This window comes from Bradyrhizobium sp. HKCCYLRH2060, assembly GCF_051168135.1.
Taxonomy (GTDB): Bacteria; Pseudomonadota; Alphaproteobacteria; order Rhizobiales; family Xanthobacteraceae; genus Bradyrhizobium.
Window position 1 is genome coordinate 1 of the sequence record NZ_JBNPUK010000032.1, and the last position, 14,397, is coordinate 14,397.

Consider the following 14,397-nt stretch of genomic DNA (forward strand, 5'->3'; position numbering starts at 1 on the left):
TTCAAGCAAAACACGATGCGATGACTTTACCCATTGTCACTGAGATTATCGTGTCTCACTTGAGGGGTGCAGTCCAGGACTGTCACCGTATCCCAGCTTCTGCAGTGCTCCGGAGGCTTTCGAACATTGGCCGCCGCACGACCGACGCGGCTCCTCAACCGGCCGGCATCCCAAACCTCCAAAGCTCGGGATCTGCCCTCAAACAATCTCAAGGTGTATAACCAGCTGATGTTGATCTAGCGCAATGGTTGTACCGAGCGGCTAGTCTATTGTTCGTTTGGAACTGCAGAGAGCGTCCGTATGGACCATACTCAAGCGGCATTCTGCAATCCGTCAGAAATTTTTGGTTTTCCTATTCGAGGCCTTGGTCATCAGCGGCCTTGTTGCTTTGCGCCATTTATCTCGACCTCGACGCTGATGCCAATCTACCGGAAGCCGCTATGAGCGATGTTTTCGTAAGCTATGCGAACGAAGACCGGGCGTGGGCTGAAATGCTTGCGCGCGCACTTGAAGGCCGCGGCTGGTCGATCTTTTGGGATCGGACTATTCCGATCGGCAAGACATGGCGGGAAACGATCGGCCGAGAACTCAGCGAGGCGCGCTGTGTCGTCGTCATCTGGTCCAAGGCCTCGATCGCCTCCGGCTGGGTGCAGGAAGAGGCGGACGATGCAAAGCGGCGAGGGATACTGGTCCCGGTGCTCATCGAAGGTGTCGAGGCTCCTATCGGATTTCGGAGTCTTCAAGCGGCGGACCTGTCGGATTGGAAGGCCCCGGAGCCGACCCAGGCGTTCCAGAGGCTGATCAATGATATTTCGCAGCTTATCGCCTCCCCGTCGAAAATGCCTGATGAGGCACACGCCGGAAAACCGCCGCCGCCGATTCTGCCCCCTGTCCCGATACTCCCTGCGCGACGGAGTCGGTGGGCGCTGGCAATTGCTGGCGCAGCGATCGTGGTAGCGGGCGCATTTGCCTATCAATTCCTGGGCCCGCAAGACAGCTCGAATCGCAATAATTCGTATGATGCACGTCACCAGAATACGGCCGCCAAAGAGCCCTTCGGAGTGACAACAGCCAAGGAGGTTGCCGGAGCGACGACAGCCAAGGAGCCCCCCGGAATGACAACCCCCAAAGAGCCTCCCGGAGTGACAACACCCAAGGAGCCCCTCGGAGCGACGACGGCCAAACAGGCTCCGGAAGTCCCGCCAGCGAACGAGACGCCGCCGAGTCGCCTCGACAACTACACACTGCAATACAACCAAGACATTGATAAACAAGACATCGTGCAACCTGATGGCCAAGCTGGCATTCGCGATTCGGAAATCAACGCCTGCGCCTTGCAGTGCGACGCGAACCCGGCATGCGTCGCATTCAGCTTCGATCGCTGGAATAAAATGTGCTTTCTAAAGCGGAAAATCTCAACGTCCGTACTTGAGCCGCGCTCCGCAATCGGCATCAAGAAACCTTTCGCGCTGCCGACCCGTTCAACGCTGCCAGTACAATTGGCTACTGTTCATAATCATCGGTTTGATGCACGACCGATTGCAACCGCGAACGTCTCCGACCTGACGGCGTGCCAAGTGGCTTGCGCCGGCGACCGGCGATGTGTGGCGTTCAGCTTCTTAAGAGGGAGCGGGCAGGCGAAGAACTGTCAGATCTTCGACAATGTACAAGATGCATATATCGACGATCCTTTGGCAGACAGCGGCTGGAAGGAACAGGCCCGCTAGCTCTCTGTAGGAGGCTGCCACGAGGACGATGCGACTCAAAAGGTGCCAAGTTGCTGAGCTCGACATTCCGCAAGAGATCCTCGGTACTCGCGCTCGCCGGACGACGGATCGATGGAGCTGATACCGCTCCCTCACGCTTTCCGCCCGAAAGCATCCCGGTTGTACGCCAACGACTTGCCGACCTGCTCACCAGAGAAAGCGTCGTCACCATCGTCAGCTCCGCCGCCTGCGGCGCTGACCTCCTCGCACTCGAGGAGGCGGAGCGTCTCAGTCTACGACGTCGAATTGTCGTGCCGGCTCCGCTGGAGCGATTTCGACAAACCTCCGTGATCGACCGACCGGGCGATTGGGGCCGGCTATTTGACCGTCTCGTCTCGGCTGCCGAAGCAGCAGGAGACCTGATCGTGCTCTCCGGCAATCACACCAGCGACGCTGCCGCCTATGCCGCCGTGAACGAAGCCGTGATCCGCGAGGCCAGGACGCTTGCAAGAGAGGGGGCTCTGCATCGGCTCGTCGCCGCAGTTGTCTGGGAGGGGTCAGCCAGATCCGAAAGCGATATAACCGGTCAATTCCGGAAATTGGCGGCGGAGGCGGGGTTTGAGGGGCGGGTCATTCTCACGCGCTCTGCAGCCAACGAAGCACAGGAGTACCTGCGAGGCCATCAGCTCTCGCCCGAACGGGTGAAGGATTTGGTGGTCCGCCTGAAGAACGAGGACAGATTCGGCGTGGCGCGGAAAGTCCTTGCGAGAATTCGTGAAGAGTCGACCTCTGAAGTCGCTCTTCGGGTTTGGTTTGCCCAGCAGCACGCGCTGTGCACCTACAAAGATCCTGATTTGCCCGTATTGAAGGCTCTTGATCAAGCGCTTGCGATCCTCAAAGGAACCTTCGATATCGCGAACACCTCCGACCAGGAGACTCTCGGCATCATGGGCGCCATCTGTAAGCGCCGCTGGCAGGCCACCGGGCAAAAGGACCAACTGGAACGTTCATATCACTACTACCGTCGTGGCTTCGATGTTGGTCCGGAGAAGGATTATGGCTACAGCGCGATCAACGCTGCGTTCGTTTTGGACCAACTTGCCGACATCGAATCATCTGAAGGGACGCCATCGGTCGAGGGACGCCGAATGGAGGCCAGGGCGATACGAGAGGCCGTCGTGGCGAAGCTGTTACCGTTGCGCACGACAGACCCCACGCTCAACAACAACTGGTGGTATCTTGTCACGCTTTCCGATGCGCTGTTTGGACTAGGCAGGTACGACGAGGCCGAGCGCTGGCTCTCGGCGGCCAAGGCTCTCCCAAGCGTCCCTGATTGGGAATTCCGGAGCACCGCCACACAGCTTGCGACGCTCTGTCAGCTCCAGAACCGAGGCATCCCATCACCGAACGAGCCCGTGGTAGCGAAGGCTGCGAAGGCGCTCGACGCTTTCGTTGGTTCCGCCGCCGCACGCGAAAGCGCCTTTATTGGAAAGGTCGGCCTGGCCCTGTCCGGTGGCGGCTTTCGTGCTTCGCTCTTTCATATCGGGGTGCTTGCAAAACTGGCCGAGCTCGATGTCCTGCGCCGCGTGGAGGTCCTTTCGTGTGTTTCCGGTGGCTCAATCATCGGCGCTCACTACTACCTTCAGCTACGGGAGACGATGGAGACCGAGGGGCTGGAGAATCTGAACGAGATTGAGCTACGCGATGCGTACATTAGGCTAGTTCGGCGCGTAGCAGCGGATTTTTTGGCCGGCGTGCAGACAAATATACGGATGCGCGTATTTGCCAACCCTCTACCGCTCCTGCGTTCAATCGTTAGCCGCGCCTACACGCGAACGGTTCGACTAGGCGAACTCCTCGAGGCCCAGCTCTTCGCAAGGGTGTGGACGAACGCAGTGAGTGAGCGCAAGCCGAAGGGCCCGTTGCTTCTCAAAGATCTAAAAATTCAGCCTTACGGAGGAGAAGAGGATTTCGAGCCGAACAAATACAACTGGCGTCGTCAAACGAAAGTTCCAGTATTGATACTCAATGCCACGACGCTGAATACGGGACATGCTTGGCAATATACGACGAGCTTCATGGGTGAGTCTCCTTGGGGAATCGATCCCAATGCAGACGGCACGAACCGGCTCCGAAGAATGTACCATAGTGAGGCGCCACCAGAGCACCGAGCGACCAGCCTCTCTCAGGCTGTTGTTGCTTCTGCCTGCGTGCCCGGCCTCTTCGAGCCAATCAGAATCGATGGTCTATATCGTCTCGAAGAACGAGGTAAAAAGTCCGAGCCACTTATACTGAGACAGGTCGACGGCGGAGTGCACGATAACCAGGGGATCGCGAGCCTCTTCGAACAAGGCTGCAGCGTTGTTCTCGTGAGCGACGCCTCGGGACAAACCGCATTTGCGCCAGATCCTGGTGGGGGCACGCTAGCGTCGCTAACGCGGAGCAATTCCATTCTTATGGAACGCGTTCGACAGGAGCAATATGCCCGCTTAGAGACCATGGAAAGAGGCGGCCTTCTCAAGGGAATGATGTTCATTCACCTTAAAAAGGATCTCGATGTCGTACCGATCGACTGGTTGGGGTGCGAAGAGCCGCGCGATGATTCAAACCAAACAGACGAACCGGTGACCGAATACGGTATTCGGAAGCGAGTTCAGGAACTTCTTGCAGGGATTCGCACTGACCTTGACAGCTTCTCCGAGGTCGAGGCGTACGCCCTGATGGCCAGCGGCTATCGCATGACCGAGTACTACTTACCTCAAGTTCAGGTCCTCCCCATCCACACTCAAGAAAGTGTCGAATGGGACTTTCTGGCCATTGAGTCAGTGCTACGAGATTCCATGACCTCGGACAAAAACTACAGATACCTATTGCGACTGCTCGGAAGTGCAGGCCGCCGGATGTCTAGAATCTGCTCGATGTGCCGTGTTCTACCTCTGATCATCTCTCTTACTGCCGCTGCAGGAATTGTGCTGGCAGCCGCTTGGCTAATCCATAACGGCGGACCCGCCACAATAAACATCTCGGTGAACGGATGGCTGATTCCCGCGCTTGTTGTTCTCGTGATTCCGCTCGCATCACCTTCAGTTCGCGAGCACGCGGGTCGAATATCGATGGGCATTCTCAGCCTCGTCCTCTGGATCCCCGCGCAATTCCATCTCAGGGTGACTGATCAAATTTTCCTAAGGATGGGTCGGCTAAATAGGTTGCAATAGAATCCGAGTTTCTGCGCGCTCCGTCGATGGAGAAGTTGTTGCAATCAAGGGGACCTTTCATCTTCGAGTTTGAATCGCCGTAACAGTGCACATTTCTTCCAGACTCGGATTCCATCGGCCAACGCATTCCCGGTCTGCACAAACTGCCCGTCGTGCCACTCTGCCGCAGTGATTCCGCTTGCGCCGTCGGGCAAATCACCTCCACATTTCTGGCCATCCCGCCCGCACTGAGAGGGGCGTATCGCGATCGTCACGGGACGTTGCGGCGGGGGGCGATGGCCGCGGGGCGACGCAGCATCTCATGGAGGTGCGGACGAACGTCGTTGCGCGGACGGTCAAGCCGTGTGGTCCCGACACCCCGATGCTGGTGTCTTGGTCGGCGACATCCCGATGACGGGGGCAACAAGCCCGGTCCCCTGGGAGAGCACGGAGCAGCCGTAAGCCCATTGCGCAGGGAAGGCCGGGTTGTTTCCGGCTGAGCCTGTGGTTCCTGCCCCGTGCATTTTTCCGCACGGGGGCCATGGGTGCCAGTCGGCACTCGGCCTTCCCTGCGCCCTCTCATGTGAAGAGGACGCCAACTGCAGCAGAGCTCGGGCCGATCCGGCCGCGAGATCGCGGCGGCATGGGCGTGAGCGACGGCCGCTGATAGCGGCAAGCTGTTTGACAAGGTTGATCGGAGATCAGACAGCGCGACTCAAGCGAGAGCTGGGGGGCTCAAACGTCCGGCTTCGCCATGAGGCTTCGCCGGACACGCTTCGCCCTTCGGGCACTAGCGCGGCTGCGCCACGCGTAGCCCGAAGGGCGAAGCGTGGTGCCCAGGGGCGGAATCGAACCACCGACACTGCGATTTTCAGTCGCATGCTCTACCAACTGAGCTACCTGGGCAGGTCTCGTGAAGGGCAGAAAAGCCCGGCGAGCCGGCGGGTTATAGTCAGAGCGGGCGGCGCTGTCTACCGCCCTGAGGCGAAGTTTTCACATTCCTTTTGCGGTTGCGCAGCCACGCGGAGTGCGCGCCGATGCCGCCCGGCACCGCCGCCGCAACAGCATGAGAATATTGATCTATTCGACGTCGTCCTCGTCGCCCTCAGTGGCCGGAATGACATAGGAGCCGCTCAGCCAGCGATGCAGGTCGACGTCGCGGCAGCGGGGCGAGCAGAACGGGCGCGAGCCTTCGGCGGCCGGCCGGTTGCAGATCGGGCAGCGGCGGACGGGCTTGGCCGGGGTGGCGGTCTTCGGGCTGGTCGATTCGTCGGGCATGGCCGCTATCTAGGCGCGCGCGGCGACCGATGCATCCCCTCGTTCGCGTCAGACGCCGACCGTGTTCAGCCAGCCGAAGCGGATCGGGAAGCCCTCGCCGGCGAGCAGCGCCGTGGTCTCGTACAGCGGCAGGCCGACGACATTGGTGTAGGAGCCGACCATCTTCACCACGAACGAGCCGGCGATGCCCTGGACGGCGTAGCCGCCGGCCTTCCCCCGCCATTCGCCGGAGCCGATATAGGCCTGGATGTCGTCCTCGCTGAGCCGCTTGAAGCGGACGCGGGTCTCGACCAGGCGCTGGCGGAACGCCTCCTTCGGCGTCACCAGGGTGATCGCGGTGTAGACGCGATGGTTGCGGCCGGACAGCAGCCGCAGGCACTGCGAGGCCTCGTCGACCAGATTGGCCTTCGGCAGGATGCGGCGGCCGACCGCGACCACCGTGTCGGCGGAGATGATGAAGGCGCCGCGCAGCTCGTCGTCGAGCTGGACGGATTTCAGCGCGGCATCGGCCTTGGCGCGGGCCAGCCGGTTGGCGCAGGCGCGCGGCAGCTCGCCGCGCTTCGGCGTCTCGTCGACGTCGGCGGGGCGCAGCGCATCGGGCTCGATGCCGGCCTGATTGAGCAGCGCCAGACGCCGCGGCGAGCCGGATGCAAGAACGATTTTGGGACGGCCGAGCATGCTGATTTCGCTGGGGGATTCGGAAGCGGCGGGGCGTGCGCGCGGAACCTATCGGAAGGGCTGCCATTCCACAACCCGAAGGCTGCGACAAGGCTGCGACGGGCCTGCTCTACGGCGCGAATTTGAGCGGGGGACGACGTTGGTATTTCGGTTCGATGACACCTGCGGTGGAACCGGGAACCTACAAGCCCGCCGGACCGGGCTTGCCGAAGCGCTTGCGGATCCGCGTGAACAGCCCGTCGCAGACCTCGCGATAGGCCGCGAGCTTCTGCTCGCGATTGCCGTCGGCGCCGGTCGGGTCGGGCGTCGGCCAGTATTCGACGTCGGCGGCGATGGTGCGGGTCAGCTCCAGGGCCTTGTGATGGGCCTCGGGCGAGAGGGTGATGATGAGGTCGAAATTCAGCCCCTCCCAGTCCTCGAGCTCCTCGAAGGTGGTCGGCTTGTGCTGCGAGATGTCCTGGCCGAGTTCGGCCATGACCGACACCGCGAACGGATCGAGCTCGCCCTTCTTGACGCCGGCGGAGCGGACATACAGCGCCTGCGGAAACATCTGCCGCAGCAGGCTCTCGGCCATCGGCGAGCGCACGCTGTTCTGGCCGCAGGCGAACAGCACCGCCTGCGGCTGGCGCGCGCGCGGCGGCCCCTCGGCCATGCGCCTAGGCGCCCTTGGCCGAAAGCTGGGAGGCGCGCATCGCGGCCGGCGGCATCACTGGCCCTCGCCCTTCCAGTGCAGCACCGTGATCAAAGTGAACAGCCGGCGCGAGGTCTCGAAGTCGACCCGCACCTTGCCCTTGAGCCGCTCCTGCAGGGTGCGCGAGCCCTCGTCATGGATGCCGCGGCGGCCCATGTCGATCGCCTCGATCTTGTCGGGGGTCGCGGTGCGGATCGCCTGGTAGTAGCTGTCGCAGATCATGAAGTAGTCCTTCACGATCCGCCGGAACGGCGACAGCGACAGCAGATGCGTCACCACCGGGGTGCCGTCCTCCTTGCGGATGTCGAACATCAGCCGGTTGGCGGTGATGCCCAGATGCAGGGTGAAGGGACCGGCGCCGTCGGCGCCCTCGGGCGCGAACAAATTCTCCTCGACGAGGTCGTAGATCGCGATCGCCCGCTCGTGCTCGATGTCCGGACCGGAGCGGCCGATCGACTCCTCGTCGAGCGTCACCGCCACGATGCGATTGGTCCGGTCGTCGCCTGGCGGGTGCTGGGTCATGGCAGGTTGAGGCGTATTCCCACGGAGCGTGAATGGGCGTCGAGACCCTCGGCCTTGCCCAGAGTCATCGCCGCTGGCCCCAGCGCGCGCAACTGCTCGGGGCCGCATTTCAACAGCGACGTGCGCTTCATGAAGTCGAGCACGCCGAGACCGGAGGAGAACCGCGCCGAGCGCGCGGTGGGCAGCACGTGATTGGAGCCGCCGACATAGTCGCCGATCGCCTCCGGCGTGTGCGCGCCGAGGAAGATGGCGCCGGCATTGCGAACCCTCGCGGCGAACGCGTCCGCGTCGGCGGTCATGATCTCCAGATGCTCGGCGGCGATGGCGTCGGCGAGCGGCACGGCCTGGTCGAGATGGTCGACCTCGATGATGGCGCCGAAATCGGCCCAGGACGCGCCGGCGATCTCCGCGCGAGGAAGCGTCTTGAGCTGGCCCTCGACGGCGCGGGCGACGTCATCCGCCAGGCGGCGGCTGTCGGTGATCAGGATCGACTGCGCGCTGGCGTCGTGCTCGGCCTGCGCGAGCAGGTCGGCGGCGATCCAGTCGGCATTGCCGCTGTCGTCGGCGATCACCAGCACCTCGGAGGGGCCGGCGATCATGTCGATGCCGACCTTGCCGAACACCAGCCGCTTGGCGGCGGCGACATAGGCATTGCCCGGACCGACGATCTTCGCCACCGGCGCGATCGTCGCGGTGCCATGCGCCAGCGCGGCCACCGCCTGGGCGCCGCCGACGCGGTAGATCTCGGACACGCCGCCGAGATGGGCGGCCGCCAGCACCAGCGGATTGAGCTTGCCGTCCGGCGCCGGCACCACCATCACGAGGCGCCCGACGCCGGCGACCTTGGCGGGAATGGCGTTCATCAGCACCGAGGACGGATAGGCCGCGGTGCCACCGGGAACGTAGAGACCGGCGGATTCGATCGCGCTCCAGCGCCAGCCGAGCTCGACGCCGGCGGCGTCGGTGAAGCGCTGGTCGGCCGGCAGTTGCTTGAGGTGAAAGGCCTCGATGCGGTCACGGGCGAATTTCAGCGCGTCGACGGTAGCCGCGTCGCAGGCCTTCACCGCGGCCTCGATCTCGGCGGGCGTCACGCGCAGCGACGCGGCGGTCAGCTCGAGCCGGTCGAACTTGCGCGTCGCCTCGAGCAGCGCCGCATCGCCGCGCCTGGCGACGTCGTCCACGATGGCGCGGGCGGCGGCTTCGACGTCGGCGGAGGTCTCGCGCTTGGCGGCGAGAAACTGCCGAAACTGGGCGTCGAAATCGGTGCTGGCGCGGGACAGGCGAATGGGCATCTCTGGCACTTTCCGAAGGGGTGGCTGCCCCCGACCCCCTGCTCAATGGCGCGGCAGCGCGAGGCCGTCAACCCTTTGAACAGGCGCCTACCCGGTCAGCGGCGGGACGCCATCGATATCGCTGGTGCCGAGGTCGTCCTCGCCAAGATCGGTCAGCTCGCATTCCAGGCATTCGACATCCAGCCGCAATGCGCCGCCGTGGGAGAACAGCAGCAGCGCGCTGCCGGCCGGCGGCTCGGCGCCGGCGTAGAATTCGATGCCGATCAGCTCCAGCACGGCCTCGGGCGCGGCTAGGTCGATGCGGCGCGACTTGCAGGCCAGCACGCGGTCGAAGCGCAGCGCTGCCAGCAGCCGGCGCGGCTCGCTCTCGCCATGCAGCGCCTGATCCCAGTCGAGCCGGTTCATGCCGATCACCAGCCGCTTCTCGGCCTGGCGCCAGATGATATCCGCCGCCTGCACCCGCGCGTCCTGCACATGGGCCGAGATGACGGCGAGATCGTCGGCGTCGAGCGCGATCAGTTTGAGCCGGTCGGTCACGGCATCATCCCTTCAACCTCACTCGCGAATGCGCTCGATCGTGGCGCCGCAGGCCTTCAGCTTGTCCTCCAGCCGCTCGAAGCCGCGATCGAGATGGTAGACGCGATTGATCATGGTTTCGCCTTCCGCAGCAAGCCCGGCAATCACCAGCGACACCGAGGCGCGCAGGTCGGTCGCCATCACGGGCGCGCCACGCAGATTCGAGGTGCCCTCGATCCGCGCGGTCTCGCCGTCGAGACTGATACGCGCGCCGAACCGCGCGAGTTCCTGCACGTGCATGAAACGGTTCTCGAAGATGGTCTCGGTGATCGCCGAGGCGCCCTGCGCGCAGACCATCAGCGCCATCAGCTGGGCCTGCAGGTCGGTCGGGAAGCCGGGGAACGGCGCGGTCGTCACCTGCACCGGGCGGATGCCGTGGCCGTTTCTGACGACGCGGATGCCCTCGGCATCGCTCGAGATCTCGGCGCCCGCCTCGGTCAGCACGTCGAGCGCCGATTGCAGCAACTCCGGCCGCGCGCCGGCAAGGCGGACGTCGCCACCGGTCATGGCGGTCGCGATCGCATAGGTGCCGGCCTCGATGCGGTCGGGCAGCACGGTATGGCGCGCGCCATGCAGCGACGCCACGCCCTCGATCTCGATGCGGGGCGTGCCGGCGCCAGAGATACGCGCGCCCATCTTGTTGAGACACTCGGCGAGATCGGTGATCTCCGGCTCGCAGGCGGCGTTGGTGATGACGGTCGTGCCCTTGGCGAGCGCGGCCGCCATGACCGCGACATGAGTGCCGCCGACGGTGACCTTGGGAAAATCGATCGTCCCGCCGCGCAGGCCGCCCGGCGCCTTGGCGACGACATAGCCTGCGTCGATGTCAATGCTGGCCCCGAGCCGCTCCAGCGCCATGATCAGGAGATCGACCGGCCGCGTGCCGATGGCGCAGCCGCCGGGCAACGACACCCGCGCCTCGTGCATGCGCGCGAGCAGCGGCGCGATCACCCAGAAGCTGGCGCGCATCCGCGACACCAGCTCGTAAGGAGCCGTGGTGTCGATGATGTTGGCCGCCGAGATCTGCAGCGTCTGACCTTGGTATTGGCCATCGCCGGGACGCTTGCCGACCGACATGATGTCCACGCCGTGATTGCCGAGAATGCGCTGCAATTGCGCGACGTCGGCCAGCCGCGGGACGTTGTCCAGGATCAGCGTCTCCGGCGTCAGAAGACCCGCGATCATCAGCGGCAGGGCGGCATTCTTCGCGCCCGAAATCGGGATGGTGCCGTGAAGCGGGTTGCCGCCGACGATGCGAATGCGATCCATGCTGGTCCTGCTGGGCTGGCCGGAAAATTGGGCTAAGGTCGGCGCAACAGGACCGACATTACGGCGATTTGATGAGTTCGCAACGGCAGGTCGCAACCGGCGGGAATTCATCCCCTGACGGTGCGGCCCGCCGCGGCGGAAGGCGCGAATCAGACCGGCGGGACCAGCGCATCGGCCAGAAACCCGTGCAGCGCGGCGACGACCTGGGCGCCCTCGCCGATCGCGCCGCCGACGCGCTTGACCGAGCCGGAGCGGACGTCGCCGACCGCATAGACCCCGGGCACCGAGGTCTCGAGCGGCGACACCATCCGCCCGGCATTCTGCTCCGACTGCGCGCCGGTGACGACGAAGCCGGCGCGATCGAGCGTGATGCCGCAGCCGTCGAGCCAGCCGGTGGCGGGATCGGCGCCGACGAACAGAAAGAGATTGCTGATGTCGGCCGGCGTCTCTTCGCCGGACAGCCGGCTCTTCAAGGTGATGCGTTCGAGCCCCGTGTCTGCCCCGCCATCGAGCGCGACCACCTCGGTGTTGAACAACAGCTCGATGTTCGGCGTCGCCTCGATGCGCTCGATGAGATAGCGCGACATCGACGCGGCGAGGCCGCCGCCGCGGATGATCATCCGCACCTTCTTGACGTGACCCGACAGAAACACCGCGGCCTGCCCCGCGGAATTGCCGCCGCCGACCAGCGCAACCTCCTGCCCGGCGCACAGCCGCGCCTCGATCGGCGAGGCCCAGTACCACACGCCCCTGCCCTCGAACTCCTTGAGCCGGGCAAGATCAGGCCGGCGATAGCGCGCGCCGCTCGCGACCACGACCGAGCGCGCCCGCACCTCGTCGCCGCCCTCGAGCGCCAGCACGAAGGCGCCGGCCTTGCGCTCGCAGTCGAGCGCATTGACCGACACCGGGATCATGATCTCGGCGCCGAACTTCTGTGCCTGGTTGAAGGCGCGCGCGGTCAGCGCGAGGCCGGTGATGCCGGTCGGGAAGCCGAAATAGTTCTCGATGCGCGCGCTGGCGCCGGCCTGGCCGCCGAACGCGCGCGAATCCAGCACCGCGACCGTCAGCCCCTCCGACGCGCCATACACGGCGGTGGCAAGGCCCGCCGGCCCGCAGCCGACGACCGCGACGTCGTAGACCTTCTCGCCGCGCGGCCCGCCGATCATCCCGACGGCACGCGCCAGCTCGGTCTCGCTGGGATTGCGCAGCACGCTGCCGTCGGACACCACCACCAGCGGCAGCTCGGCCGGCGTCGGCGAATAGCGCGCGATCAGATCGGCCGCGTCGTGATCTGTGGCGGGATCGAGCAGATGGTGCGGAAATCCGTTGCGGGTGAGGAAGCTCTGCAGCCGCGCGATCGCGGCCGATTGCGGCGGCCCGATCATGACCGGGCCGCCGGCGCCGCCCTGAATGAGATTCACCCGGCGCAGGATCAGCGCCCGCATGATGCGCTCACCGAGCTCGGCCTCGGCGATCAACAGCGCGCGCAGCCGTTCGGGACGAATCAGGATGACCTCGACGTCGCCCTCGGCATGGCCGTCGACCAGCGCGACGCGGCCGGAGAGCTGGGCGATCTCGGCCAGAAACTGCCCTGGCCCCTGGTCGATCACCGGCGTGACGTGACCGAGACCGTCACGCTGGGTGATCGCGACATGGCCTTTGAGAATCACGAACATGCCGGGGCCGGGCTTGCCGGTCTCGAACAGCAGCTCGCCGTCACGATAGCTCTGGATCTCGCCGAAGCCGCGCAGACGCGCGATCTCCGGCGGCGTCAGCTCCGGAAACGTCTGGTCGAAGCGCGGCAGCGTCTTCGCGAGCTCCGCCCGTTGTGCCGCCGCATCCGCCGTCATCCCGTCATCCGCTGCCATCACGCCCACCCCGCCTGCCATCTGCTCAACGCTTCGAATCGTCCGGACCGCCGGCAGCGGCCTCGTCCAGGCCGCGCTCCTCGGCCGTCACCGGCTGGCTGCGCGCGCGGCTCTGTGCCTTGCGGCGCTTCAGGTTCTCGCGCAGCGCCTGCTTCAGCCGCTCCTCGCGCGCGCCCTTCGGCGCCGCCTTCCCGGTCTTATCCGTCATCCCTTCCCCCCGGTCACCCCATACCAGAGGCACAATTGGGGCCGCAGATGCGAAAGCCAAGAGGCGTTGGCGACGCAGACGGTAGGTTCCGCCCGGCCGGCCGTCGCCTGCCCGGATGGGGAGTTGCCGCCGCGGCGACGGCCAGTTGGGCACCTTGAGCGGCCAACCGCGAGAATCCGCCGCGAGCGGGCGATTTCGCGCCGATTCGGAGGTCTTTCGCTCCATTTCCATGCATCACGCTGACGTCTTTCCCGGAAAACCGGGCGAGCCGCGCTTGCGCAGGCGGGGACCTTGTGGCAAGAACCGCCCGCGTTCGGTCGCGCCCTTCGGGCCGGTCCCCGCCAGTCCCTTTGCTGCCGTAGCTCAGTGGTAGAGCACTCCCTTGGTAAGGGAGAGGTCGACAGTTCAATCCTGTCCGGCAGCACCAGGGCATCATTCCCCCAACATGATCTTCGGCGACGCCTCGGGACCACAGGCTACGCGCGGATGCGCGTCATCGGCCTCGCGGCGCAATTTGCGTCCGAGCTCTGCTGCAGCACCGCCCTCTCCGGAAATCGAGGGCGCAGGGAAGGCCGGGCGCTGGCCGCGCCCGTGGCCCGCCTGCGAAAGAAAATGCAGGCGGCAGGTACCACAGGTCTGGCCGAACACACCCGGCCCTCCCTGCGCAATGGGCTTACGGCTTATACGCGCTCTCCCTGGGGACCGGGCTTTGTTGCCCCCATCACCCGCGATGCGCGCGACGCACATCAGCGAGCTTGACCTCAGCGTCGGGAGGCCAGGACCACGCGATTTCACCGTCCGTATCGGAGTTGTTCGTCCGCTCGCGAATGCGCGCTGCAACTCCGACCCGGCCACCGCATCCCACACCCAACGCTCGTGACGACTCGCGAACGCCCCTCTTCGATGAGCACGGGACGGCCGAAAATGTGCAAGTGATTTGCCCGACGACACAAGGGGAATGAGTGCGGCAGAGTGGCACGACGGGCAGTTTTAGCAGAGCTGGGATGCAGGCGGCGGAGGGGGCTTTGTTTGGTGCAGTGGACTGCACCCCTCAAGTGAGACACGATAATCTCAGTGACAGGCATTCCGAGGATGACCTGTGGCAGCAAGAGGGA

The 14,397-nt window shown here is 64.7% G+C and carries 12 protein-coding genes and 2 tRNA genes; 3 read left to right on the top strand and 11 right to left on the bottom strand.

All coding sequences use genetic code 11. The annotated features are described in order from the left end of the window. The first annotated feature begins 440 nt into the window (after positions 1 to 440). Complete coding sequence (locus ACQR10_RS32530) at positions 441 to 1,727, top strand: TIR domain-containing protein (RefSeq protein WP_316218924.1); 1,287 nt, start codon at positions 441 to 443, stop codon at positions 1,725 to 1,727. Positions 1,728 to 1,777: 50 nt separating this feature from the next. After that, positions 1,778 to 4,921 (top strand): tetratricopeptide repeat-containing protein, encoded by a 3,144-nt coding sequence (locus tag ACQR10_RS32535; protein WP_315804659.1) that lies wholly within the window; start codon positions 1,778 to 1,780, stop codon positions 4,919 to 4,921. An 809-nt stretch (positions 4,922 to 5,730) separates the two neighbouring features. On the opposite strand, the gene ACQR10_RS32540 is transcribed toward ACQR10_RS32535, so the two are convergent. From ACQR10_RS32540 to ACQR10_RS32585, 10 genes are all read right to left on the bottom strand, one after another. Then, positions 5,731 to 5,806: transfer RNA gene (locus tag ACQR10_RS32540), tRNA-Phe, on the bottom strand. Between the two features lie 174 nt (positions 5,807 to 5,980). Then, complete coding sequence (yacG, locus tag ACQR10_RS32545; protein WP_315801484.1) at positions 5,981 to 6,178, bottom strand: DNA gyrase inhibitor YacG; 198 nt, start codon at positions 6,176 to 6,178, stop codon at positions 5,981 to 5,983. Between the two features lie 48 nt (positions 6,179 to 6,226). Next, positions 6,227 to 6,856 (bottom strand): Maf-like protein, encoded by a 630-nt coding sequence (locus tag ACQR10_RS32550; RefSeq protein WP_434864315.1) that lies wholly within the window; start codon positions 6,854 to 6,856, stop codon positions 6,227 to 6,229. 181 nt (positions 6,857 to 7,037) lie between these two features. Next, a complete protein-coding gene (locus ACQR10_RS32555; protein WP_315801485.1) occupies positions 7,038 to 7,508 on the bottom strand; it encodes a low molecular weight phosphatase family protein in 471 nt (156 codons plus the stop codon). A 54-nt stretch (positions 7,509 to 7,562) separates the two neighbouring features. Continuing rightward, complete coding sequence (locus ACQR10_RS32560) at positions 7,563 to 8,069, bottom strand: UPF0262 family protein (protein WP_315717869.1); 507 nt, start codon at positions 8,067 to 8,069, stop codon at positions 7,563 to 7,565. After that, positions 8,066 to 9,361 (bottom strand): histidinol dehydrogenase, encoded by a 1,296-nt coding sequence (hisD, locus tag ACQR10_RS32565; RefSeq protein ID WP_316218921.1) that lies wholly within the window; start codon positions 9,359 to 9,361, stop codon positions 8,066 to 8,068. The genes ACQR10_RS32560 and hisD overlap by 4 nt, the downstream gene beginning before the upstream one ends. A gap of 87 nt (positions 9,362 to 9,448) precedes the next feature. Further along, positions 9,449 to 9,898, bottom strand: coding sequence for a DUF2948 family protein (locus ACQR10_RS32570; RefSeq protein ID WP_316218920.1), 450 nt, complete (start codon positions 9,896 to 9,898; stop codon positions 9,449 to 9,451). 18 nt (positions 9,899 to 9,916) lie between these two features. Then, a complete protein-coding gene (gene murA, locus ACQR10_RS32575; RefSeq protein WP_316182250.1) occupies positions 9,917 to 11,206 on the bottom strand; it encodes a UDP-N-acetylglucosamine 1-carboxyvinyltransferase in 1,290 nt (429 codons plus the stop codon). A 149-nt stretch (positions 11,207 to 11,355) separates the two neighbouring features. Further along, complete coding sequence (locus ACQR10_RS32580) at positions 11,356 to 13,074, bottom strand: FAD-dependent oxidoreductase (RefSeq protein WP_316218919.1); 1,719 nt, start codon at positions 13,072 to 13,074, stop codon at positions 11,356 to 11,358. 25 nt (positions 13,075 to 13,099) lie between these two features. Further along, positions 13,100 to 13,282 (bottom strand): hypothetical protein, encoded by a 183-nt coding sequence (locus tag ACQR10_RS32585; protein WP_316218918.1) that lies wholly within the window; start codon positions 13,280 to 13,282, stop codon positions 13,100 to 13,102. Between the two features lie 352 nt (positions 13,283 to 13,634). Here ACQR10_RS32585 and ACQR10_RS32590 point away from each other — a divergent pair. Next, positions 13,635 to 13,709 (top strand) — tRNA-Thr (locus ACQR10_RS32590). Positions 13,710 to 13,714: 5 nt separating this feature from the next. On the opposite strand, the gene ACQR10_RS32595 is transcribed toward ACQR10_RS32590, so the two are convergent. Beyond that, on the bottom strand, positions 13,715 to 13,930 hold the full coding sequence (locus ACQR10_RS32595) for a hypothetical protein (RefSeq protein ID WP_315801491.1): 216 nt from the start codon (positions 13,928 to 13,930) through the stop codon (positions 13,715 to 13,717). Between the last annotated feature and the right edge of the window lie 467 nt (positions 13,931 to 14,397).